This window comes from Pseudomonas sp. GB2N2, from assembly GCF_054897705.1.
The window spans coordinates 3,135,664-3,157,159 of sequence record NZ_CM142701.1; the positions used below are offsets into that span (position 1 = coordinate 3,135,664).

The 21,496-nt window shown below is 60.5% G+C and carries 21 protein-coding genes and 1 pseudogene; 8 read left to right on the top strand and 14 right to left on the bottom strand.

Annotated elements, in window-relative coordinates; all coding sequences use genetic code 11:
• Nucleotides 1-2: 2 nt before the first annotated feature.
• Complete coding sequence (gene emhB / locus ACYZT4_RS14600; RefSeq protein ID WP_461980702.1) at nt 3-3,152, top strand: efflux RND transporter permease subunit EmhB; 3,150 nt, start codon at nt 3-5, stop codon at nt 3,150-3,152.
• Nucleotides 3,149-4,609: an efflux RND transporter outer membrane subunit EmhC gene (gene emhC, locus ACYZT4_RS14605; RefSeq protein WP_461980704.1), complete on the top strand. Its 1,461-nt coding sequence runs from the start codon at nt 3,149-3,151 to the stop codon at nt 4,607-4,609. The genes emhB and emhC overlap by 4 nt, the downstream gene beginning before the upstream one ends.
• A 181-nt stretch (nt 4,610-4,790) precedes the next feature.
• On the opposite strand, the gene pcaC is transcribed toward emhC, so the two are convergent.
• The 11 genes and pseudogenes from pcaC to pcaR all read right to left on the bottom strand — a co-directional run bounded on the left by pcaC (nt 4,791) and on the right by pcaR (nt 14,872).
• Nucleotides 4,791-5,183 (bottom strand): 4-carboxymuconolactone decarboxylase, encoded by a 393-nt coding sequence (pcaC, locus tag ACYZT4_RS14610; RefSeq protein ID WP_461980706.1) that lies wholly within the window; start codon nt 5,181-5,183, stop codon nt 4,791-4,793.
• An 11-nt stretch (nt 5,184-5,194) separates the two neighbouring features.
• Nucleotides 5,195-6,013 carry a 3-oxoadipate enol-lactonase gene (pcaD, locus tag ACYZT4_RS14615; RefSeq protein ID WP_461980708.1) on the bottom strand — a complete coding sequence of 273 codons (819 nt, stop codon included), beginning with the start codon at nt 6,011-6,013 and terminating at the stop codon, nt 5,195-5,197.
• 11 nt (nt 6,014-6,024) lie between these two features.
• The gene (locus ACYZT4_RS14620) at nt 6,025-7,389 is read right to left on the bottom strand and encodes a 3-carboxy-cis,cis-muconate cycloisomerase (RefSeq protein WP_461980710.1); all 1,365 of its coding nucleotides are present in this window, start codon (nt 7,387-7,389) and stop codon (nt 6,025-6,027) included.
• A 45-nt stretch (nt 7,390-7,434) separates the two neighbouring features.
• Entirely contained in the window at nt 7,435-8,739 is a 1,305-nt protein-coding gene (locus tag ACYZT4_RS14625) for an MFS family transporter (RefSeq protein ID WP_461980712.1), read from the bottom strand.
• Between the two features lie 107 nt (nt 8,740-8,846).
• A complete protein-coding gene (pcaG, locus tag ACYZT4_RS14630) occupies nt 8,847-9,413 on the bottom strand; it encodes a protocatechuate 3,4-dioxygenase subunit alpha (protein ID WP_461980714.1) in 567 nt (188 codons plus the stop codon).
• Between the two features lies 1 nt (nt 9,414).
• On the bottom strand, nt 9,415-10,119 hold the full coding sequence (gene pcaH, locus ACYZT4_RS14635) for a protocatechuate 3,4-dioxygenase subunit beta (protein ID WP_461980716.1): 705 nt from the start codon (nt 10,117-10,119) through the stop codon (nt 9,415-9,417).
• Between the two features lie 46 nt (nt 10,120-10,165).
• A complete protein-coding gene (pcaF, locus tag ACYZT4_RS14640) occupies nt 10,166-11,371 on the bottom strand; it encodes a 3-oxoadipyl-CoA thiolase (RefSeq protein WP_461980718.1) in 1,206 nt (401 codons plus the stop codon).
• Nucleotides 11,368-12,150, bottom strand: a complete 783-nt coding sequence (locus ACYZT4_RS14645; RefSeq protein ID WP_461980720.1) for a CoA-transferase subunit beta — start codon at nt 12,148-12,150, stop codon at nt 11,368-11,370. The genes pcaF and ACYZT4_RS14645 overlap by 4 nt, the downstream gene beginning before the upstream one ends.
• Nucleotides 12,147-13,004, bottom strand: a complete 858-nt coding sequence (locus tag ACYZT4_RS14650) for a CoA transferase subunit A (protein ID WP_461980722.1) — start codon at nt 13,002-13,004, stop codon at nt 12,147-12,149. Before ACYZT4_RS14650 ends, ACYZT4_RS14645 begins: the two co-directional genes overlap by 4 nt.
• A gap of 168 nt (nt 13,005-13,172) precedes the next feature.
• Nucleotides 13,173-13,902 (bottom strand): annotated as a pseudogene (locus ACYZT4_RS14655) (MFS transporter).
• A 127-nt stretch (nt 13,903-14,029) separates the two neighbouring features.
• Entirely contained in the window at nt 14,030-14,872 is an 843-nt protein-coding gene (gene pcaR, locus ACYZT4_RS14660; RefSeq protein ID WP_461980724.1) for a pca regulon transcriptional regulator PcaR, read from the bottom strand.
• Nucleotides 14,873-15,366: 494 nt separating this feature from the next.
• Between pcaR and ACYZT4_RS14665 the strand changes: the two genes are divergently transcribed.
• The 3 genes from ACYZT4_RS14665 to ACYZT4_RS14675 all read left to right on the top strand — a co-directional run bounded on the left by ACYZT4_RS14665 (nt 15,367) and on the right by ACYZT4_RS14675 (nt 17,591).
• Complete coding sequence (locus tag ACYZT4_RS14665) at nt 15,367-15,534, top strand: hypothetical protein (RefSeq protein WP_461980725.1); 168 nt, start codon at nt 15,367-15,369, stop codon at nt 15,532-15,534.
• A 4-nt stretch (nt 15,535-15,538) separates the two neighbouring features.
• A complete protein-coding gene (locus tag ACYZT4_RS14670; protein ID WP_133837358.1) occupies nt 15,539-15,739 on the top strand; it encodes a hypothetical protein in 201 nt (66 codons plus the stop codon).
• Between the two features lie 376 nt (nt 15,740-16,115).
• Complete coding sequence (locus tag ACYZT4_RS14675; RefSeq protein WP_461980727.1) at nt 16,116-17,591, top strand: inorganic phosphate transporter; 1,476 nt, start codon at nt 16,116-16,118, stop codon at nt 17,589-17,591.
• A gap of 165 nt (nt 17,592-17,756) precedes the next feature.
• Here ACYZT4_RS14675 and ccoM read toward each other — a convergent pair whose 3' ends face one another.
• Both ccoM and ACYZT4_RS14685 read right to left on the bottom strand, forming a co-directional pair.
• On the bottom strand, nt 17,757-17,873 hold the full coding sequence (gene ccoM / locus ACYZT4_RS14680; protein ID WP_461980729.1) for a cytochrome c oxidase subunit CcoM: 117 nt from the start codon (nt 17,871-17,873) through the stop codon (nt 17,757-17,759).
• A gap of 144 nt (nt 17,874-18,017) precedes the next feature.
• Nucleotides 18,018-18,179 carry a hypothetical protein gene (locus ACYZT4_RS14685; RefSeq protein ID WP_461980731.1) on the bottom strand — a complete coding sequence of 54 codons (162 nt, stop codon included), beginning with the start codon at nt 18,177-18,179 and terminating at the stop codon, nt 18,018-18,020.
• 152 nt (nt 18,180-18,331) lie between these two features.
• Between ACYZT4_RS14685 and ACYZT4_RS14690 the strand changes: the two genes are divergently transcribed.
• The 3 genes from ACYZT4_RS14690 (at nt 18,332) to ACYZT4_RS14700 (ending at nt 21,025) form a co-directional block, all read left to right on the top strand.
• Nucleotides 18,332-19,204 carry a LysR substrate-binding domain-containing protein gene (locus ACYZT4_RS14690; protein WP_461980733.1) on the top strand — a complete coding sequence of 291 codons (873 nt, stop codon included), beginning with the start codon at nt 18,332-18,334 and terminating at the stop codon, nt 19,202-19,204.
• Nucleotides 19,205-19,292: 88 nt separating this feature from the next.
• Complete coding sequence (locus tag ACYZT4_RS14695) at nt 19,293-19,763, top strand: RidA family protein (protein ID WP_461980734.1); 471 nt, start codon at nt 19,293-19,295, stop codon at nt 19,761-19,763.
• Complete coding sequence (locus tag ACYZT4_RS14700; RefSeq protein ID WP_461980736.1) at nt 19,760-21,025, top strand: aminotransferase class V-fold PLP-dependent enzyme; 1,266 nt, start codon at nt 19,760-19,762, stop codon at nt 21,023-21,025. The genes ACYZT4_RS14695 and ACYZT4_RS14700 overlap by 4 nt, the downstream gene beginning before the upstream one ends.
• On the opposite strand, the gene ACYZT4_RS14705 is transcribed toward ACYZT4_RS14700, so the two are convergent.
• Nucleotides 20,943-21,284: an aspartate-semialdehyde dehydrogenase gene (locus ACYZT4_RS14705; protein ID WP_461980738.1), complete on the bottom strand. Its 342-nt coding sequence runs from the start codon at nt 21,282-21,284 to the stop codon at nt 20,943-20,945. The genes ACYZT4_RS14700 and ACYZT4_RS14705 overlap by 83 nt on opposite strands.
• Between the last annotated feature and the right edge of the window lie 212 nt (nt 21,285-21,496).

The window sequence follows — 21,496 nt, forward strand, 5'->3', positions numbered from 1 at the left end:
TCATGTCGAAATTTTTTATCGACCGTCCGATTTTCGCCTGGGTAATTGCCCTGGTGATCATGCTGGTCGGGGCTCTATCGATCCTCAAGTTGCCGATCAACCAATACCCGAGCATTGCGCCTCCGGCCATTGCGATCCAGGTGACCTACCCAGGCGCGTCCGCACAAACCGTGCAGGACACCGTGGTGCAGGTCATCGAGCAACAGCTCAACGGTATCGACAACCTGCGTTATGTGTCCTCGGAAAGTAACTCCGACGGCAGCATGACCATCACCGCGACCTTCGAACAAGGCACCAACTCCGATACCGCGCAGGTTCAGGTCCAGAACAAACTGAACCTGGCCACCCCGCTGCTGCCGCAAGAAGTGCAGCAACAGGGCATTCGCGTGACCAAGGCAGTGAAAAACTTCCTGATGGTCATCGGCGTGGTCTCGCGCGACGGCAGCATGACCAAGGACGACCTGTCCAACTACATCGTGTCGAACATGCAGGACCCGATCTCGCGAACCGCCGGTGTCGGTGACTTCCAGGTCTTCGGTTCGCAGTACGCGATGCGTGTCTGGCTCGATCCGGCCAAGCTGAACAACTTCAGCCTGACGCCAGTGGACGTCAAGGCCGCCATCGCGGCGCAGAACATCCAGGTGTCCTCCGGTCAACTGGGCGGCCTGCCGGCTGTGCCTGGCCAGCAGTTGAACGCCACGATCATCGGCAAGACCCGCCTGCAGACTGCCGAACAGTTCAACAAGATTCTGCTCAAGGTCAACAAGGACGGTTCGCAAGTGCGTCTGTCCGACGTCGCCGATGTCGGTCTGGGCGGTGAGAACTACAGCATCAACGCGCAGTTCAACGGCGCACCGGCGTCCGGTCTGGCGGTGAAACTGGCCAACGGTGCCAACGCCCTCGACACGGCGAAAGCCCTGCGCAAAACCATGGACACGCTCAAGCCGTTCTTCCCGCAAGGCATGGAAGTGGTGTTCCCGTACGACACCACTCCGGTGGTGACCGAGTCGATCAAGGGTGTGGTTGAAACCCTGGTCGAAGCGATCGTGCTGGTGTTCCTGGTGATGTTCCTGTTCCTGCAAAACTTCCGCGCCACCGTCATCACCACGATGACCGTGCCGGTGGTATTGCTGGGTACGTTCGGGATCCTCGCGGCGTTCGGTTTCAGCATCAACACCCTGACCATGTTTGGCATGGTGCTGGCCATCGGCTTGCTGGTGGATGATGCGATTGTCGTGGTGGAAAACGTCGAGCGGGTCATGAGCGAAGAAGGCCTGTCACCCAAGGAGGCTACCAAGAAATCCATGGGGCAGATCCAGGGTGCACTGGTTGGTATCGCCCTTGTTCTGTCGGCGGTACTGCTGCCGATGGCGTTCTTCAGCGGTTCCACCGGCGTGATCTACAAGCAATTCTCGATCACCATCGTGTCGGCCATGGCGCTGTCGGTAATGGTTGCGTTGATCTTCACCCCGGCACTCTGCGCCACCATGCTCAAGGCCATTCCGAAAGGCGAGCACGGCACCCCGAAACGCGGCTTCTTCGGCTGGTTCAACCGCAGCTTCGACCGTGGCGTCAAAAGCTACGAGCGTGGCGTCGGCAACATGCTGACGCACAAGGCACCGTACCTGCTGGCCTACGTGATCATCGTCGTCGGCATGATCTGGCTGTTCACCCGCATTCCAACCGCGTTCCTGCCGGAAGAAGACCAGGGCGTGTTGTTTGCCCAGGTTCAGACCCCGGCCGGCTCCAGCGCCCAGCGCACGCAGGTGGTGATCGATGAGATGCGCGCCTACCTGCTGGACAAAGAGTCGAGCGCCGTAGCGTCGGTGTTCACCGTCAACGGCTTCAACTTCGCCGGTCGCGGCCAAAGTTCGGGCCTGGCGTTCATCATGCTCAAGCCGTGGGATCAGCGGGATGCGGAAAACAGCGTGTTCAAGCTCGCCGCCCGCGCCCAGCAGCACTTCTTCACCTTCCGCGATGCCATGGTGTTCGCCTTCGCGCCACCGGCGGTATTGGAACTGGGTAACGCCACCGGTTTCGACGTGTTCCTGCAAGACCGCGCCGGTATCGGTCATGACAAGTTGATGGAAGCTCGCAACCAGTTCCTCGGCATGGCCGCACAGAGCAAAATGCTTTACCAGGTGCGTCCGAACGGCCTGAACGACGAACCGCAATACCAGCTGGAAATCGATGACGAGAAGGCCAGTGCCCTGGGCATTACCCTCACCGACATCAACAACACCCTGTCGATTGCGTTGGGCAGTAGCTACGTCAACGACTTCATCGACCGTGGTCGGGTGAAAAAAGTCTACGTGCAAGGCCAGCCCGGCTCGCGGATGAGTCCGGAAGATATCAAGAAGTGGTACGTGCGTAACGCCGCCGGGACCATGGTGCCCTTCTCCGCTTTCGCCAAGGGCGAGTGGATCTACGGTGCACCGAAGCTCTCGCGATACAACGGCGTAGAAGCCATGGAAATCCTTGGTGCCCCGGCGCCGGGCTATTCCACCGGTGAAGCGATGGCGGAAGTCGAAGCCTTGGCGAAGAAACTGCCGGCCGGCGTGGGTATTTCGTGGACCGGCCTGTCGTACGAAGAACGCCTGTCCGGCTCTCAGGCTCCCGCGTTGTACGCGTTGTCGCTGCTGATGGTGTTCCTGTGCCTGGCGGCGCTGTACGAAAGCTGGTCGATTCCAATCGCAGTAATGCTGGTGGTGCCGCTAGGGATCATCGGCGCACTCTTGGCCACGAGCTTGCGGGGCCTGTCCAACGACGTGTACTTCCAGGTGGGCCTGTTGACGACCATCGGTCTGGCGGCGAAAAACGCCATTCTGATCGTCGAGTTCGCCAAGGAACTGCATGAGCAAGGGCGAAGTCTGCGCGATGCGGCGATCGAAGCGTGCCGGATGCGTTTGCGACCGATCATCATGACTTCGCTCGCCTTCGTCCTCGGTGTGGTACCACTGGCTATTTCCACCGGTGCCGGTTCGGGTAGCCAACATGCAATCGGTACAGGCGTGATTGGCGGTATGCTCACGGCCACGATCCTGGCGATCTTCTGGGTCCCACTGTTCTTCGTCACCGTGTCGTCCATTGGCCAGCGCAAGAAAACTGACCAGGATGACGCCACTGAAACTCCTAAAGAGGCTGGCCAATGAGCAAGTCGCTACTCTCCATAGCCGTCGCCGCGTTCGTATTGAGCGGCTGCTCGCTGATACCCGATTATCAGCAGCCGGCCGCACCAGTGGCCGCCGAGTACCCGCAAGGCCCGGCATATTCGCCGGCCCAGGCGCCGAACCAGGCCGCCGCCGAACAGGGCTGGAAGCAGTTTTTCCACGACCCGGCGCTGCAACAGCTGATCCAGGTGTCCCTGGAAAACAACCGCGACCTGCGTGTCGCGGCGTTGAACATCGATGCCTTCGCGGCGCAGTACCGCATTCAGCGCGCGGACCTGTTCCCGGCAGTCTCGGCCAATGCCGCTGCCAGCCGCCAGCGGGTACCGGCCCGGGCTTCGCAGACCGGTGAAGCCGGCATCAGCAGTTCCTACTCCGCGACTGTCGGCATCAGCGCTTATGAACTCGACCTGTTCGGTCGGGTTCGCAGCCTGAGTGAAGAAGCACTGCAAAAATACTTCGCCACCGAAGAAGGTCGGCGCAGCACGCAAATCAGCCTGGTGGGCAGTGTGGCGAATGCGTACCTGACCTGGCAGGCGGACAAGGAACTGCGCAAGCTGACTCAGGACACTCTCGGTGCGTTCGAGGAGAGCTACAAGCTCACCTCGCGCAGCAACGAAGTGGGCGTAGCGTCGGCACTGGACCTGGCACAGTCGCGTACCTCGGTGGAAAACGCCCGCGCGCAACTGGCCAAGTACACTCGCCAGGTGGCCCAGGACGAAAACAGCCTGGTGCTGCTGCTCGGCACCGGCATTCCGGCCAATCTGCCAGAAGCCAAGCCGCTGTCTGACGACCTGCTAAGCGATGTACCGCCAGGCCTGCCGTCGGACTTGCTGCAACGTCGTCCGGACATTCTGCAGGCCGAATACAACCTGAAAGCCGCGAACGCCAACATCGGCGCCGCACGGGCCGCGTTCTTCCCGAGCATCAGCCTCACCGCCAATGCCGGCTCCCTGAGCCCAGACCTGTCCGGTCTGTTCAAGGGCGGTTCGGGCACCTGGTTGTTCCAGCCGCAAATCAACCTGCCGATCTTCAACGCCGGCAGCCTGCGCGCCAGCCTGGATTATTCGAAAATCCAGAAAGACATCGGCGTGGCGAACTACGAGAAGTCCATTCAAACGGCCTTCCAGGAAGTCGCCGACGGCCTGGCCGCCCGCCAGACCTACACCGAGCAGTTGCAGGCGCAGCGAGATTTCGTCACCGCCAACCAGGATTACTACCGTCTGGCCGAGCGGCGTTATCGCATTGGCGTCGACAGCAACCTGACCTTCCTCGATGCCCAGCGTCAGCTGTTCAGTGCGCAACAGGCGCTGATCACCGACCGTCTGGCGCAGCTGACCAGTGCCGTGAATCTGTACAAGGCACTGGGCGGTGGCTGGAATGAGCAAACGGCGAAAGCTGAGCCGCTGAAAGAAGATGCGCCGAAGATGAAGTTGTTCTGATCGCGCTGCTGTGAACACGAAGCCCACCCTTTGGTGGGCTTTTTGTGGGCTACAGGAAAGTGGTGGTGTCTGTGATTGCCTCATTGCGAGCAGGCTCTCACTCCCACCTTTGAAATGCATTCCAATGTGGGAGTGAGCCTGCTCGCGATAGCGTCTGCTCAGGCAACGTAAATCTCGGGTATCACTCCCGCGATTCAACCCCCAATTCATCCCAAACCGATTCCGCCAAATGAAACGTCGCATTCGCCGCCGGAATCCCGCAATAGATCGCGCTCTGCATGATCACTTCCTTGATCTCCCCGCGGGTCACGCCGTTGTTGGCGGCGGCACGCAAATGCAGTTTGAGCTCTTCATTGCGGTTCATGCCAATCAGCATGCCGATGGTGATCAGGCTGCGGGTATGGCGCGGCAGGCCCGGACGGGTCCAGATGTCACCCCAGGCATGGCGGGTGATCATTTCCTGAAACTCCGAGTTGAATTCGGTCAGCGCATTGAGGCTGCGGTCGACATGAGCGTCGCCCAACACGGCGCGACGGACTTCCAGCCCCTCGTCATAACGTTGTTTCTCGTCCACGACAATTCCCCTCAATGGCCCAACAGGAAGGCAAGCACGCGCTCGCTGAACGCATCGCCGGCCTGGACGTTGGACAGGTGCGCCGCGTAAAACTCGGCGTACTCGGCACCCGGCACTTGTGCCTGGATGAAGTGGCCACCGGACGGCGGCGTCACCGCATCTTCGGTGCCGGCGATCACCAGCAGCGGCACCTTGATCGACGACAGCTGATCACGGAAATCGGCATCGCGCACGGCGGCGCAATTGGCCGCGTAACCTTGCGGCGATGTGGCCGCGAGCATGTCGGTGATCCGGCTCGCAATCTGCGGATTGGCCGCGGCGAAGTCCGGGGTAAACCAGCGCGCAATCGAGGCATCGCGCAGCGCCACCATGGCCCCCGCGCCGTCACGCAGCACGGTTTCAATGCGCGGGTTCCAGATCGACGGGTCTCCGATTTTCGCCGCAGTGTTGCACACCACCAGTTTGTTCAATCGATCACCGGCGTTAATGCCCAGCCACTGGCCGATCAAACCACCCATGGACAGACCGCAGAAATGCGCTTTATCAATATGCAGCGCATCCAGCAACGCCAGCACGTCATGCCCCAGTTGCTCGATGCTGTACGGCCCCGGCGTCACCAGCGACTGGCCATGACCACGGGTGTCGAAACGCAACACGCGAAAATGCTCGGTGAACGCGGCAATCTGCGCGTCCCACATGTGCAGGTCGGTGCCCAGCGAGTTGGACAGCACCAGCACCGGCGCATCCTCCGGGCCATCCACCGGGCCAATGAGCTGCGGCCCTTGAATTTGGTAGTGCAGTTCGCCCTCGGCGAGTTGTACGAAAGCCACAACAATCTCCTTCAGGCAGTCAACGCAGAATGTTCAGCCACCGCTCGCTCGACCCAGGTATGGGCCTGACCGAGATAGTGGGCGGGGTCCAGCAGATGATCGAGTTCGGCGCACGAGAGCTCGGCAGTCACTTGCGGCTCGTCGCCGAGGACCGCACGCAGATGCCGTTGCTCAGCCACGGCCCGTTTGCAGCACTGCTCCAGTAAATGATGCGCAGTGTCGCGGCCGACCCGTTGCGCGAGGACGATGCTCACCGCTTCGGCCAGCACCAGGCCCTGAGTCAGGTCGAGGTTGCGGGCCATGCGCTCGGCGTCCACTTCCAGTCCGTCGGCCACAAGCAAGGCTTGCTGGAGGCTGCCGGACACCAGGCAGCAAATCTCCGGCAGGGTTTCCCACTCGGCGTGCCACAGGCCCAGACTCCGCTCGTGTTCCTGCGGCATGGCGCTGAACAGCGTCGAGAGCAGACCGGGCACCCGCGTGGCGGCGCTGATCAGCACTGCTGCGCCCACCGGATTGCGTTTGTGCGGCATGGTCGAGGAACCGCCCTTGCCCGGCGCCGAAGGTTCGAACACCTCGCCCGCTTCGGTCTGCATCAACAGACTGATGTCACGCCCGAGCTTGCCGAGGCTGCCGGCAATCAAGCCCAGCACCGAGCCGAATTCCACCAGGCGATCGCGCTGGGTATGCCAAGGCTGGTCGGGCAAGGTCAGGTGCAATTCTGCGGCCAGCGCTTCGGCAATCGGCATCGCCTGCACGCCGAGGGCCGCGAGCGTCCCGGAGGCGCCGCCGAATTGCAGCACCAGCAAACGCGGTTTCAATTCTTGCAGACGTTGACGGCTGCGGGTCACGGCGCCCAGCCAACCGGCGATTTTCATCCCGAGGGTCACCGGCGTTGCATGCTGCAACCAGGTGCGTCCGGCCAGCGGCGTGGCGACATATCGTTGGGCTTGCGTGGCGAGGGTTTCGCCCAGTTGCGCCAGATCGCTTTCAATCAGCTCCAGTGCGCGGCGCAGTTGCAGCACGAGGCCCGTGTCCATGACGTCCTGGCTGGTCGCGCCCAAGTGCACATAGCGCTCGGCTTCGGCATCAGCAGTAGCAATCTGTCGGCCCAACGCCTTCACCAGCGGAATCGCCGAATTGCCCGCCGTGGCAATCGCCTCGCCGAGGGCGGAAAAATCGTAATACCCGGCGTGGCAGGCGGCTTCGATAGAGGCCACCGCCGTGTGCGGAATCAGCCCGACACTGGCTTCGGCCCGGGCCAGTGCCGCTTCAAAATCGAGCATGGACTGAACCCGGCCCTGATCGCAAAACACCTCACGCATATCGCGGGCAGTGAAGTAGGCATCGAACAATTGATTGCCCGGTTGCTGGTTCATAAACAGTTCCTGAAAGCGTGGGCCGGTGCGGCCCACGCAGATGAATCAAAGGTCGTGGTGCAGGTATTTTGCCTGCTTCGGCAGACGCAGGCTGAACAGGAACGCCACCGCCATCATGACCGTGACGTACCAATAGAAGGAGTTTTCCATGCCCACGGCTTTGAGGCTCAATGCGACATATTCCGCCGATCCGCCGAAAATCGCATTCGCCACTGCGTACGCCAGACCGACGCCCAGTGCGCGCACTTCCGGCGGGAACATTTCGGCTTTCACAAGGCCGCTGATCGAGGTGTAGAAACTGACGATCGCCAGTGCCACGGTGATCAGCACAAAGGCGAGGAACGGACTGCTGACGCTTTTCAGGCTCAACAGGATCGGCACGGTGAACAGCGTACCGAGGGCACCGAACCAGAGCATCGAGTGACGTCGGCCGATCTTGTCGGCGAGCATGCCGAACAACGGCTGCATGCACATATAAAGGAACAGCGCGCCGGTCATGATGTAACTGGCGGTCTTGGCGTGCATGCCGGCGGTGTTCACCAGGTACTTCTGCATGTACGTGGTGAAGGTGTAGAAAATCAGCGAGCCCCCCGCGGTGTAACCGAGCACGGTGATAAACGCGGCTTTGTGGTCGCGGAACAGCGCGCTGATGCTGCCGGCGTCCTTGTTCTCGCGCATTTCCTTGCTCGAGGTTTCTTTCAGCGAACGACGCAGGAACAGCGAGATCAAGGCGGCCGCGGCGCCGACTACAAACGGAATCCGCCAGCCGTACGCACGCAGGTCATCTTCGGTGAGGAACTGTTGCAGAATCACCACCAGCGACACCGCCAGCAGCTGCCCACCAATCAGCGTCACGTACTGGAACGAGGCGAAAAAACCACGCTGGCCTTTGAGAGCGATTTCGCTCATGTAGGTCGCGGTGGTGCCGTACTCGCCGCCCACCGACAAGCCCTGGAGCAAGCGCGCGAACAGCAACAGGAGCGGCGCCCAGACGCCGATGTCCTTGTAGGTCGGCAGGCACGCGATGAGCAACGAGCCGAAGCACATCATCAGAATCGAAATCAGCATCGAATTCTTGCGCCCGTGCTTGTCGGCAACGCGCCCGAAAATCCAGCCGCCAATCGGCCGCATCAGGAACCCGGCGGCGAACACGCCCGCCGTATTTACAAGCTGCACGGTCGGGTTATCGGACGGGAAAAAAGCCGGGGCGAAATAGATCGCGCAGAAGGCGTAGACGTAGAAGTCGAACCATTCGACGAGGTTGCCCGAAGAGGCACCGACAATCGCGAAGATGCGCTTGCTGCGCTCTTCCCCGGTGTAGTGCGCGGTGTTGGCCGTGTCAGTTGTCATTATTTTTCACTCGATGGGGACAGTGAGAGTCTAGACACACTTCGCAACAGTCCCGTTCCACAGATACACAAGCAACACCGGTCCCACAGGGGATTTGCGGTGTTCATTTAATAATCGAAGAACACCGTCTCGGTGTCGGTGCCTTGCAGGATCACATTCCACTGGTAAACGCCTGACGCATCCGGCTTCGCCATCAGTGTGCTGCGGCGCTCGGCCGGTATGCATTCCAGCAACGGATCATCAACGTTGGCCGGCTCACCCTCGAAATAAATCCGCGTCAGCAAGTGCTTTACCAACCCGCGCGCAAACACCAGCACCACCAGGTGCGGCGCCTGGGTCGTGCCTTTCAGGCCTTCGACGGAGCCCGGCTTGATCGTGGTGAACCGAAAGCGTCCTTCCGCGTCCACCGGAATCCGGCCAAAGCCTTCGAAGTGAGGGTCCAGCAGTTTGGTCTGCTCGTCTTCGGGATGGTTGTACTTGCCGGCGGCGTTGGCCTGCCAGACTTCGAGCATCGCGTCGTTGACGACGTCGCCGTTGCCATCGACAACTTGCCCGGTGATCGCCACGCGTTCGCCCAGGGTCTGTTCGATTGTCAGGTCTTCGCGGTTCAGCCACGTCAGGCCGATGTGGTAATACGGCCCGACGGTGTGGGACGTGGTCGCAGTCAGCGTCATCTTATTTCTCCATCGGCGTGGCATCGCGGCCGCGCAAGACGATGTCCCAGCGATAACCGAGGGCGTAGGAAGGAATGGTTTTTTCCAGGTCGAACGTGGCGATCAGTCGCTCTTTCGCACGTGTGTCCGGCACGCAGTTGTAGATCGGGTCGTAGGCCAGCAACGGGTCGCCCGGGAAATACATCTGGGTGACCAGGCGCGTCAGCACGCTCGGCCCGAACAACGAGAAGTGGATGTGCGCCGGGCGCCAGGCGTTGTGGTGGTTGCCCCACGGGTAAGCGCCGGGCTTGATGGTCTGGAACTGATACCCACCCTCGGCGTCGGTCACGGTGCGGCCGGTGCCGGTAAAGTTCGGGTCCAGCGGCGCGTCGTGCAGGTCACGGGCATGGTTGTAGCGACCGGCGGCGTTGGCCTGCCAGATCTCCACCAGAATCCCCGGCACCGGCAGACCGTTTTCATCGAGCACGCGGCCGTGGATGATGATGCGCTCCCCCAGTGGCTCGCCGTTGTGCTGGGCGGTGAGGTCGTTGTCCTTCTCGCCGACGCGTTCGGCGCCGACCGTGGGGCCAGTGATTTCCGACAACGAATGAGGCAGAAACACCAACGGCTTGGACGGTGAGCGAAGGTTGGTGGATTGATACGTCGGGTGCAGGTAGTCCGGCTGGGTGCCTTCCTTCGGACGTCGGTATCCAGGCTTGTCAGTCATGTCGCTTTCCTCTGTTCTTGTATTCACTGCCAGTCGCGGCTGCGCGTCAGACACGTTCGATAGCCAGGGCCAGACCCTGGCCGACACCGACGCACATGGTCGCCAGACCTTTCTTGCCACCGGTTTTTTCCAGCTGATGCAACGCGGTCAACACCAGACGCGCACCGCTCATGCCCAATGGGTGACCCAGGGCGATGGCGCCGCCGTTCGGATTAACCTGCGCCGCGTCGTCCGCCAGACCCAGTCCGCGCAGCACTGCCAGGCCTTGGCTGGCGAACGCTTCGTTGAGTTCAATCACATCAAAATCGTCGATGGCCAAGCCGAGGCGTTCGGTCAGTTTTTTAACCGCCGGCACCGGGCCGATGCCCATCACACGCGGTGCAACACCGGCACTGGCCATGCCCAGCACTTTGGCGCGGGCGGTCAAACCGTGTTTTTTCACCGCTTCGGCGGAGGCCAGGATCAAAGCAGCAGCGCCGTCGTTCACACCCGAGGCGTTGCCGGCGGTCACGGTTTTATCCGCACCGTTGACCGATTTCAGTTTGGCCAGGGTTTCCAGCGTGGTGTCGGCGCGAGGATGTTCGTCCTGGCTGACCACGGTTTCGCCCTTCTTGTGGGCAATGCGCACTTCAACGATTTCTTCAGCGAAAAATCCTGCAGCTTGCGCGGCGGCTGCCCGCTGCTGACTGCGCAGGGCGAACGCGTCCTGATCCTCGCGGGATACGTTGTAATCGTCGGCCACGTTGTCAGCGGTCTGCGGCATCGCGTCGACGCCGTATTGGGCTTTCATCAGCGGATTGATGAAACGCCAGCCGATGGTGGTGTCTTCCAGCTTCATGCTGCGCGAAAACGCCGCATCAGCCTTGCCCATCACAAAGGGTGCACGGGACATCGACTCGACGCCGCCGGCAATCGCCAGCTCCATTTCGCCACTGGCGATGGCGCGGAACGCCGTGCCGATGGCATCCATGCCCGAAGCGCAGAGGCGATTGAGGGTCACGCCCGGAATCGATTCTGGCAGGCCGGCCAGCAGCAACGCCATGCGCGCCACGTTGCGGTTGTCTTCGCCGGCCTGGTTGGCGCAGCCGAGAAATACCTCGTCCACCGCGTTCCAGTCCACCGAAGGGTTGCGTTCCATCAACGCCTTGATCGGCACGGCGGCCAAGTCGTCGGCGCGAACCGCCGACAGGCCACCGCCGAAACGGCCGATGGGGGTGCGAATCGCATCGCAGATATAAACGTCACGCATCACGCTTCTCCGGGTGCTTGGCCGTGGGCGGCGGCGGTGCGGGCTTCAAGATCCCTCAACGCTTTCAGTTCGATTTCGCTCGGCTCGGCGGTGTGTTCAACGGTGTCGGCGAAACGAACCGCCCAACCGGTGGCCGCGACCACTTGTTCGCGGGTCACGCCGGGGTGCAACGCGGTGACCACGAATTCATGGGTGTCGGCTTCCGGTTCCATGATGCACAGGTCGGTGATGATGCCGACCGGACCTGCGCCCGGCAGCCCCAGACGTTTGCGCGAATCACCGCCCTCGCCATGGCCGACCGAGGTAATGAAGTCGAGCTTCTCCACGAAGGAACGCGCCGACTGTTTAAGGATGATCAGAACGCTTTTGGCCGAACCGGCGATTTCCGGCGCGCCACCGGCCCCCGGCAGGCGCACTTTCGGTGAGTGGTAATCGCCGACCACCGTGGTGTTGATGTTGCCAAAACGGTCGACCTGCGCGGCACCGAGAAAACCGACGTCGATGCGCCCGCCCTGCAGCCAGTAGCGAAAAATTTCACCGGTCGGGACCACGGTGTCGGCGGTCTCCGCCAATTCACCGTCACCGATCGACAAGGGTAAAACGCTCGGCTTGGCACCGATCGGACCCGATTCGTAGATCAGGACTACGTCCGGTGAAGAAGTCAGCCGCGCCAGGTTGGCGGCTTTCGACGGCAGGCCGATGCCGACGAAGCACACCGAACCGTTTTTCAGACGACGGGCAGCGGCAACGGTCATCATTTCATTGGTGGTGTAAGTCATCACTTCGCCTCCGAAGCAGCGGCCAGCTTGGCCTGGAACTCGCTGAAGTCAGCGCAGCCATGGATGTACTCGTTGATCCACGCGGTGAAGGTGTCACGGTCGCGGGCAATCGGGTCCCAGGCCTGGTAGAAGCGGTTGTCGCGTTCGTTGTAACCGTGGGCGTAGGACGGATGCGCGCCACCAGGGACGTGGCAAACGGCGCTCAACGCCCAGGTTGGCAGCACGCAGGAGTTCATCGGGCCGTTGAGGTCGTCGACGATTTCTTCAACGGTAACGATGCAACGTTTGGCGGCCAGCGCGGCTTCTTTCTGCACGCCGAGAATGCCCCAGAGCAGCACGTTGCCTTTACGGTCGGCCTTCTGTGCATGAATCACGGTGATGTCCGGACGCACTGACGGCACGGCGGCCAGCACTTCGCCAGTGAATGGGCAGGTAACGGTCTTGATCAGCGGGTTGACCTTCGGCAGGTCGGAGCCGGCGTAGGCACGCAGCACCGCAAACGGCAGGCCCGAGGCGCCAGCGACGTAGGCATTCGCCAGGTCGGCGTGGCTGTGTTCTTCGATTTCCAGCGCGTGCGGCCACTGCTTTTCGACGGCGTCACGCAGTCGGTGCAGCGAGCCCACGCCCGGGTTGCCGCCCCAGGAGAAAATCAGCTTGCGAGCACAACCGGCACCGATCAACTGGTCGTAGATCAGGTCAGGCGTCATCCGCACCAGCGTCAGATCTTTCTTGCCCTGACGAATGATTTCGTGACCTGCCGCCGTAGGGATCAGGTGGGTGAAGCCTTCGAGCGCAACGGTATCACCGTCGTTAACGAACTGCTTCACCGCGTCTTGCAGCGAAAGGATTTCAGCCATGGGGGCAGGCTCCCGTTTTGTGATGAACCGACAGTGGATAAAGGCGCGATGCGCGCGCCGTAGTGACTCAAGAGTAAGCCCCCGAAAAACCCCAAACAATCCGATAATCGACTGAGTGTTCGTTTATCGAACAGATTGTTGTCTGGCTATTTACTTCGAAAACAGAACTCAGGTCGCATCCGCATGACTGACCATGCCCTTGACCACCACCGCCGCTGTCGCCACCGCCGCCGGGATCACGAGCGCTGTCAACACTTGTTCAAAATTCCAGCCCAGTCACAGCAACGTCGCGCCCATCCACGCGCCGAGAATCGCGCCGAACCGGCCAATCCCGAGCATCCACGACACCCCGGTCGCACGCGCCTGGGTTGGATAAAACCGCGCCGACAGCGAAGGCATCGCCGATTGCGCGCCGTTGACGCACATCCCGACCACCAGCACCCACGTGGCCAATAGCGTGATATTGCCCAGGCTCTGCCCCACTGCGTAGGCAAACACCCCAGCCAGCAAGTAGAAAACGCCGATGACCTTGTGCGGATTGAACCGATCCACTGCCCAGCCCACACCCACCGCGCTCAATACGCCACCAAACTGGAACAGCGCCAACCAGTACGACTTTTCGCCCGAAGCGGTCAGCCAATGGGCCGGAACCCAGCGCACCGAAGACCATGCCGATCAACGCCGCACTCATCACCGGGCCGAGGCTGGCGCGGTCGATACCCCAGTCTTGAGACAGGGCCGGCGCGATGAAGCCCATGGCCGCGGTGTCGAGGCCATCGAGAAAGACAATCAGGAAACACAGGATCACCACTCGCCACTGGTAGCGCGAAATGGGTTGAGCATTGATGAAGGACTGCACGTCGAGGCAGTGACCTACAACAGACTGAGGCTGGTTCATTATTTTTATTCCACGCAAGAACGCAGTCGGACAGGTGCCAGCCTTGGCTGGCGCTGCCGCGACATTAGTGATCTTGGGGAAAGTGCGTCAATTCGCCAAGCGCGAGTCTGGGCGATTATCGAACAGCTTAGGCAAACAGCTGCGCGCTGAGGTTGCGGCTGGCGCCCAGCAGACCGGGCAGGAAACGCTGCTCCAGCTCGTTACGGCTGACTCGGCCCGCGTGCGTGCTGACGTTGAGCGCCGCCACCACTTGCCCGGAGGCGTCGTACACCGGGACGGCAATCGAGCGCAGGCCTTGTTCGAGTTCCTGATCGACGATGCACCAACCTTGTTGCCGCACTTCCTGCAGGCATTCGAGCAACGCCTCGGGCGTATGCAAGGTGCGGCTGGTCTTGGCTTGCAGGTCGGCATGGTCGAGGTATTCGCGCAGCGACGTGTCGTCCAGTGCCGCCAAAAGAATCCTGCCCATCGAAGTGCAATAGGCCGGCAGGCGTCCGCCCACCGACAGGTCCACGGAAATCAGCCGTTGAGTGGTCGCCGAGCGGGCGATGTACAGAATGTCATCGCCTTCCAGGGTGGCCATGTTGCAGGCCTCGTGGAGTTGTTCGCTCATGCGGTCGAGGTAGGGCTGGGCAGACACCGCCAGCGGGGTAGACGACAGATAGGCATGGCCGAGGGTCAGCACTTTGGGCAGCAGCGAATAGGTGCGCCCGTCGGTGGTGGCGTAGCCGAGTTTGATCAGTGTGTGCAGACAACGTCGCACCGCGGCGCGGGGAATTTCCGTGCGATGACTGATCTGGGCAATGGTCAGGTGCCGCTTGCGCTCCTGGAACGCTTGCACCACGGCGAGACCACGGGCAAGCGACGTCATGAAGTCGGGATCGCCGGTCAGGGCCTGAATCCGCTTGGCGGGAGACGCGACGATCGGCGGCGCTACCGAAGCGAAGGCATTACGCATTTGTTCGTTCATATCAGGTCCTTTTCCCACACGGATCGGCGACGGCTATTACAAGCGGCTCGGGGTTCACGACACAAGCCGAAGCCAGCAACATTGGGCGATTATCGAACCGTTGATCGATAATCGCAATCGGCAGACGCAGGCCGCGAGGGTGGCGGGGGGTTGCGTCTTTCCAACTGCATAATTTTCTCCGATGCTTGAACCCTCAATTAAAGCCCCCATGTAATGTCGTAACTTGTTCGACTTTATGACGTCAGAAACACACCGAAGCTAGATACTGGTAAAAACTTCCAAGTAATAAAACGATCACACATCAACATTCATTTTTTAACTCGTTGGCGATAGTGTTATTCAAATCGACCGCTATAATGCAACTCAGTGGCGAACCGGCTTTTCATTCGGGTCCCGTCACCCGGCAACGCGATGTTCCATCGTGGCTGCCTGCAGCAAGCGCCTGACGCTCATCTCAAATGCTCCGATAGCGCGCTCGCTGAAACAGGAAACTGATGCTACGTCAGCTGTTTTGCTCTGGTGCCGTGGCCGCCTGCAACATGGAAATATTGATTGCCCTGCCGTACAACGATGCCTTACCGGGCATCGTCCGTTCGGCGAGCGTGGTCAATACATTTGATGCAGCGCGAATGACCAGAATTAATCTCAACCCATACAGGTAGCACTGTGACGAAAGACGAACTGCGCGCGGAACTTGAGCGCCAGGAACAACGTTACAAGGATGTTTACGGCGGGGAAGTCACCACCTACGCCGCTCAGCCCGAACCGGAACGCAAACCCTGGCGTAAACGCGCCACCGTTCAGGATCAGGCTTTTACCCAGGAACTGCAGAAAATGGAAAAGGAACTCAAAGCCGAAGAGCCATGATCGCCTCGGTTTCATTCCTTTCAAGGGCCCGCGCCTGCACTCGTTAAAAGCGGATGCATTGATGTTGCCATTCGCGCCCGCTACGAGCGGGCTGCGGTCACCTCATTTATCTGATGAGGTAAATGACGCATGTCTGGCCCTCTTCTCAGATATTTCATACAAGCCTTCACGCCTCTCGGTCATACGAGACAATCCCTCGCGCCCGCGGGCATCTCAACGAAATTCAATGACTTGCGAACCCCGGCAAACACGCTAGCCTCGAGGGATTGCCGAAAACTAATTCGTTGAAGAATGTTACCGATGAGCAGCGAGTGCATCGATTAACAGTCTTTTCTGGCATAATCGCGCCCCCTTACGACCGGGTCAGAAAACCTTCATGATCGATTTATTCAGCGGACTGGATGCTTGGGTGCTTGTGAGCCTCTTGCTCGCCCTCGCCTTTGTCCTCGCCTTCGAGTTCATCAACGGCTTTCATGACACCGCTAACGCGGTTGCCACGGTGATCTACACCAAAGCCATGCCGCCGCATCTGGCGGTGTTCTTTTCCGGTGTGTTCAACTTTCTCGGCGTGCTGCTGGGCGGCGTTGGCGTGGCGTATGCCATCGTCCACCTGCTGCCGGTAGAACTGCTGATCAATGTGAACACCGGTCACGGGCTGGCCATGGTGTTCTCGTTGCTCGCCGCCGCCATCACCTGGAACCTGGGCACCTGGTACTTCGGTATCCCGGCCTCCAGCTCCCACACCCTGATCGGATCGATCCTCGGTGTCGGCCTGGCCAACGCCCTGATCAACGATATTCCGTTGGCCGACGGCGTGAACTGGCAGAAGGCGATCGATATCGGTGCCTCGCTGGTGTTCTCGCCGATGGCCGGGTTCCTGATCGCCGCACTGATCCTGATCGGCCTTAAATGGTGGCGTCCGCTGTCGAAGATGCACAAGACACCGGACCAGCGCCGCAAGCTCGACGACAAGAAGCATCCGCCGTTCTGGAATCGCTTGGTCCTGGTGATCTCGGCCATGGCCGTGAGCTTCGTGCACGGCTCCAACGATGGTCAGAAAGGTATCGGCCTGATCATGCTGGTGCTGATTGGTATCGTGCCGGCGCAGTTCGTACTCGACCTTGGCAGCAGCACATACCAGATCGAACGGACGCGCGATGCGACCTTGCACCTGAGCCAGTTCTATAAACGCAATGGCGATACGCTGGGTGAATTCCTGGCCTTGGGCAAAAGCGTGGAAGGCGATTTGCCGGAGAAATTCCGTTGCAACCCGCAACAGACTGAACCGACCATCGCCGCCCTGCTCGACACCCTCAAAGGTGTGTCCGATTACCACTCGCTGCCGGCGGAAAGCCGCATCGAAGTGCGTCGCTATTTGCTCTGCCTGGACGACACGGCCAAGAAAGTCAGCAAACTGCCAAGCCTCGGAGCCCGTGAAAAAGCTGACCTGGACAAACTGCGTAAAGACCTCACGACTACCACGGAATACGCCCCGTTCTGGGTGATTCTGGCGGTCGCATTGGCCTTGGGCCTGGGCACCATGGTGGGCTGGAAGCGCGTGGTGCTGACCATCGGCGAGAAGATCGGCAAGCAAGGCATGACCTACTCCCAGGGCATGTCGGCGCAGATCACCACGGCGAGCCTGATCGGCCTGGCCAACATCTTCAGCCTGCCGGTGTCCACCACTCACGTCCTGTCTTCGGGCGTGGCCGGCACCATGGTTGCAAACAAAAGCGGCCTGCAAGGCGGCACCGTCAGAACCATCCTGCTGGCCTGGGTCCTGACCTTGCCAGCCACCGTGGCCCTGTCGGCCGGCCTGTTCTGGCTGGCATCGAAGGCACTCGGCAGCTGATACATTCCTGCCACGAAAAAGGCGCGTTCCGTGAGGTTCGCGCCTTTTTTATGCCGTCACGCCGACCCCATGTGGGAGCGGCACATCCTCGTAAAAACGTGGGCAAAAAAAAGGGCAACCGAAGTTGCCCAAAGTGCCTTGCGTGCTCATTGCTTCCAGAAAGACCTACGGATTTTTTCGCTTGTGCGAATCCTTCCAGATAAAAAATCCAAACCCTGCAAAAAATAGAATCATGAGGCTGACTGTCAGCACTCCGGCGATCACCACGTTGTCGAAAAACATGACGGCTCTCCTGCACTTGCCCTGTTGCGATGGGGCTAAGTTAACCAATCAGACAGGAGAGAACATTGACCGGGATCAATATCGCCCGCGACGGGGCGAAAAGGAGAGAGGGAAACTGATCTGCATCAACGGATGCGAGGGGAATTAACGCTTTTTCGGTTTTTTCTTAGGCTTCTTTTTCGCTTTGCCCAATGGCATGGCCTGCTCGAATGCCTGGCGCACTTCATTGAGGCGCTTGTCATTGAGGTCATGAACGCGCCTGGCGCGTTCGGCATTGAGGTCGATCAGCTTGTCGTCTTGGCTCATGGCATTCATTGCGTTGGGTGAATGGCACAATAATGCGGTCTGGCGCCGCCGCTGACCAGCCACCCGTGTGACAGCGGCATAACAAAATATGTGCTCAAGACGTTTTTCACCGCACAATCGCGTTTTTGCGCTGGACCCAAAGGACCCGCACCGTGGAATTGCATCAGGATCTGCCGCCCTTGATCGCCCTGCGCGCCTTCGAGGCCGTGGCTCGGCATTTGAGTTTCATCAAGGCTGCCGAGGAACTGTCGGTGACCCAAAGTGCGATCAGCCATCAAGTGCAGAAGCTTGAGCAGTTCCTCAACCAGCAGCTGTTTATCCGCCGCACCCGGGCCATCGATCTGACCCCTGCCGGCGAAGCGTACTACCGACAGATACAGCCGGCCCTCGAATCCATTGCCCTGGCCACCCGCGAACTGCGCAGCAATGATCTCCATGAAACGACCCTGCGCATCGGCCTCCTCGCTTCGTTCGCTACGCTATGGCTGGCGCCGCGCCTGGCCAGTTTTAATGCCCGCCACCCGCACATCCATGTCGAGTTGATGCCCTCGGTGGAACTGGCCGACGTGGGCGGCGGCGAAGTCGATCTGGCGATTCGTTATGGCAAGGGCGGCTGGCCGAAGGTCCGCGCCCGACGCTTCATGGTGGAAACCCTGACGCCGGTTTGCAGCCCGGATTTCAAAGCCCGCGGTATCGAAAAAGGCCCATTGCTCATGGCCAAATCCCATCAGCCGTTCGAGTGGATCGACTGGAGCGCGCACAGCGGCCTAGATCTCGCCCACTACCCCAGCGTCATGCTTCACGACTACAACATCGTCGTCGAAGCGGCGGTGGCTGGTCAGGGCATTGCCATGGGACGCCACCATTTGATCCACCGCCGAATCAAGGAAGGTGCGTTGGTAGAGGCCTTTGACACTCCGTCATTCACCAGCGAAATCGGCTATTGGCTGGTCACTCCCGACCGGCCGGCGAGCCACGCAGCGGAATGCTTTGGTGAATGGCTGAATGAAATAGTCGACGCATAAGTTATTTGGATACGTCGGATTAGATCTATCCGTTTGTCGTGCTGCTGGTCCGCCAACATGCTGGAGCCTTCATTCAGGAGGATTCCCCGTGACCGACTCACTCGCCCAACGCGTCCAGCAACTGGGCCTGACTTTGCCGACGCCGAGCCAGCCCATCGCCAACTACGTCAATCATGTCGTCAGCCAGAACCATCTGTTCATTTCCGGCCAGATTCCTTTGCAGGACGGCAAACCCGCGTTCATTGGTCGTCTGGGAGAATCGATCTCCGACGATGAAGGGATCAACGCCGCCGAACTGGCGGCTTTGGGTCTGCTCGCCCAATTGGGCCACGCGCTGGGAGATGACCTGTCAAAATTGGTGCGCATCATACGTCTCGGCGTGTTCGTCGCCAGCGCGGCTGATTTTAATCGTCAGGGCGCGGTCGCCAACGGAGCCTCCAATCTTCTGGTCAACGCTCTTGGCGAAAAAGGCCGGCACGTGCGCACAGCAGTAGGCGTATCGAGCCTGCCCAGCGGTGTGGCGGTGGAAATCGACGCGATTTTCGAGTTGCGGCCATGAACACCTCCGAAGTGGAACGCCTGCGGGCGGCCACGCCGGGGTGTGCCAGCGTGATTCACTTCAACCACGCCGGCGCCTCGTTGCCCAGTCAGGCCACGCTCGACGCGGTGATTGAACAGTTGCAACGTGAGTCCCTCTGCGGACCGATGGAAGCGGCCGACCAGAGCGTTCAAGCCCGCGCTCGCCACGCGGCGGCGACAATGCTCAACGCCCACACCGAAAACATTGCGTTCGCCAGCAGCGGCTCGGCGGCGTGGGGCATGGCGTTCAACGCGCTGGGGCCGTGGCAGGCCGGCGAGCGGATTCTGGTCGGGCGCCATGAATGGGGCGGCAATCTCGCCTGCATCGCAGGCGCGGTCAATGCAGGCGCGCGACTGGAGGTGATTCCTTGCGATGAGACCGGCGCGGTATCCGTCAGCGCCCTCGAACAGATGATCGACTCGAGGGTGAAGCTGATCGCACTGACCTGGCTCCCGGCCAACAGCGGCCTGATCAACCCGGCGGAAGCGATTGGCGCGGTGGCGAAAGCGCACGGGATTGCCTACTTCATCGACGCCGGCCAGGCCTTGGGCCAACTGCCCTGCGACGTGCAGGCACTGAACTGCGATGTGCTCAAGGGTGCCGGACGCAAATTCTTGCGTGGCCCGCGAGGCACGGCGCTGATGTACATCAAACCAGGGTTTCTCGAACGCCTGATGCCCGGCCAACTGGACGTGCTGTCCGCACCCTGGGATGGCGAGGGTTTCCAGGTGCGGGCCGACGCGCGGCGTTTTGAGACCAGCGAAGTCTCGGTGGCCTTGCTGGCGGGGTTAGCCAACGCGCTGGATGAGTTCAACCGGTTGGGGGCGGCGCGCGTTCGCCAACGTATCGATGGATTGTGCCGGCACTTGCGCCAACGCCTCGAGACGGTCAACGGGCTGACGCTGCATAACCTGGGCGCCATCGATCAGCAATCGGGGCTGATCGCCTTCACGCTCGAAGGTTGGGACAGTGCTGAATTGAAACAGCGGCTGGCACAGCGAGGCATCAACATCGGCGCCAATGGTGTGGCTTATACGCCGCTGGACATGCAGGCGAGAGGCCTGGACAGCATCGCGCGGATCGCCGTCAGCCACCTCAATACCGATCAGGAAACAGATGCACTGCTGAGCGCTCTGAACGAGCTGGCCATCGCCGGGGCTAAATCTGAATATCGACCCACACACCCTGACGCGGCTCGTCTTCAATCAGCGGGACTACCGGCACAGTATTGTCGGCGTTGAGCAGATCTCCGGGAATCGCCAGGTGTTCGGCAGGATCTTCATCGGCTTCACGACGACGCCGTTGCTGTTCCTGTTTGCGACGCTGTTCTTCGCGCAGCTGAAAAGCCGCCTCCTCCGGGTCGCGCTGTTGCAGGTCGATAGTGCTTTCGTTGGAGCTTTCCTGCACCGGTACAACGGGCGGAATATCCGGGCGTTGGCGGATCGGGTCGTGCTGGGAAGTGATCGGCACGGCACTCAAGGGGAGCATCGGTGGCAGCATAATTAGTTAGTCTCCTGTCTGCAGGCTGTCGGCTGCGGGGATGGCGACTTGAGCCATCGGTCGCAAACTGTGACCTGCTTGGCAGTAGATGGTGCCTCGCACGTTCAAAATATGATTGGCGTGTCGACTTGCAGCTTGCAGCTTAAAGCTTGCTGCTGCTCCTATTCCTTTGGCCCTGAAGCCCTCATTCCGTTAAGATAGCCCGCTTTTTC

Bases quoted from the DNA above. Each gene is read 5' to 3' on its own strand.
- ACYZT4_RS14700 (WP_461980736.1), top strand. From the start codon at position 19,760: ATGAACACCTCCGAAGTGGAACGCCTGCGGGCGGCCACGCCGGGGTGT.
- emhC (WP_461980704.1), top strand. From the start codon at position 3,149: ATGAGCAAGTCGCTACTCTCCATAGCCGTCGCCGCGTTCGTATTGAGC.
- ACYZT4_RS14620 (WP_461980710.1), bottom strand. From the start codon at position 7,389: ATGAACCAGCAACCGGGCAATCAATTGTTCGATGCCTACTTCACTGCC.
- ACYZT4_RS14665 (WP_461980725.1), top strand. From the start codon at position 15,367: ATGCTACGTCAGCTGTTTTGCTCTGGTGCCGTGGCCGCCTGCAACATG.
- ACYZT4_RS14705 (WP_461980738.1), bottom strand. From the start codon at position 21,284: ATGCTGCCACCGATGCTCCCCTTGAGTGCCGTGCCGATCACTTCCCAG.
- ccoM (WP_461980729.1), bottom strand. From the start codon at position 17,873: ATGTTTTTCGACAACGTGGTGATCGCCGGAGTGCTGACAGTCAGCCTC.
- pcaG (WP_461980714.1), bottom strand. From the start codon at position 9,413: ATGACGCTGACTGCGACCACGTCCCACACCGTCGGGCCGTATTACCAC.
- ACYZT4_RS14625 (WP_461980712.1), bottom strand. From the start codon at position 8,739: ATGACAACTGACACGGCCAACACCGCGCACTACACCGGGGAAGAGCGC.
- ACYZT4_RS14650 (WP_461980722.1), bottom strand. From the start codon at position 13,004: ATGGCTGAAATCCTTTCGCTGCAAGACGCGGTGAAGCAGTTCGTTAAC.
- emhB (WP_461980702.1), top strand. From the start codon at position 3: ATGTCGAAATTTTTTATCGACCGTCCGATTTTCGCCTGGGTAATTGCC.
- pcaH (WP_461980716.1), bottom strand. From the start codon at position 10,119: ATGACTGACAAGCCTGGATACCGACGTCCGAAGGAAGGCACCCAGCCG.
- ACYZT4_RS14675 (WP_461980727.1), top strand. From the start codon at position 16,116: ATGATCGATTTATTCAGCGGACTGGATGCTTGGGTGCTTGTGAGCCTC.
- pcaR (WP_461980724.1), bottom strand. From the start codon at position 14,872: ATGAACGAACAAATGCGTAATGCCTTCGCTTCGGTAGCGCCGCCGATC.
- ACYZT4_RS14685 (WP_461980731.1), bottom strand. From the start codon at position 18,179: ATGAGCCAAGACGACAAGCTGATCGACCTCAATGCCGAACGCGCCAGG.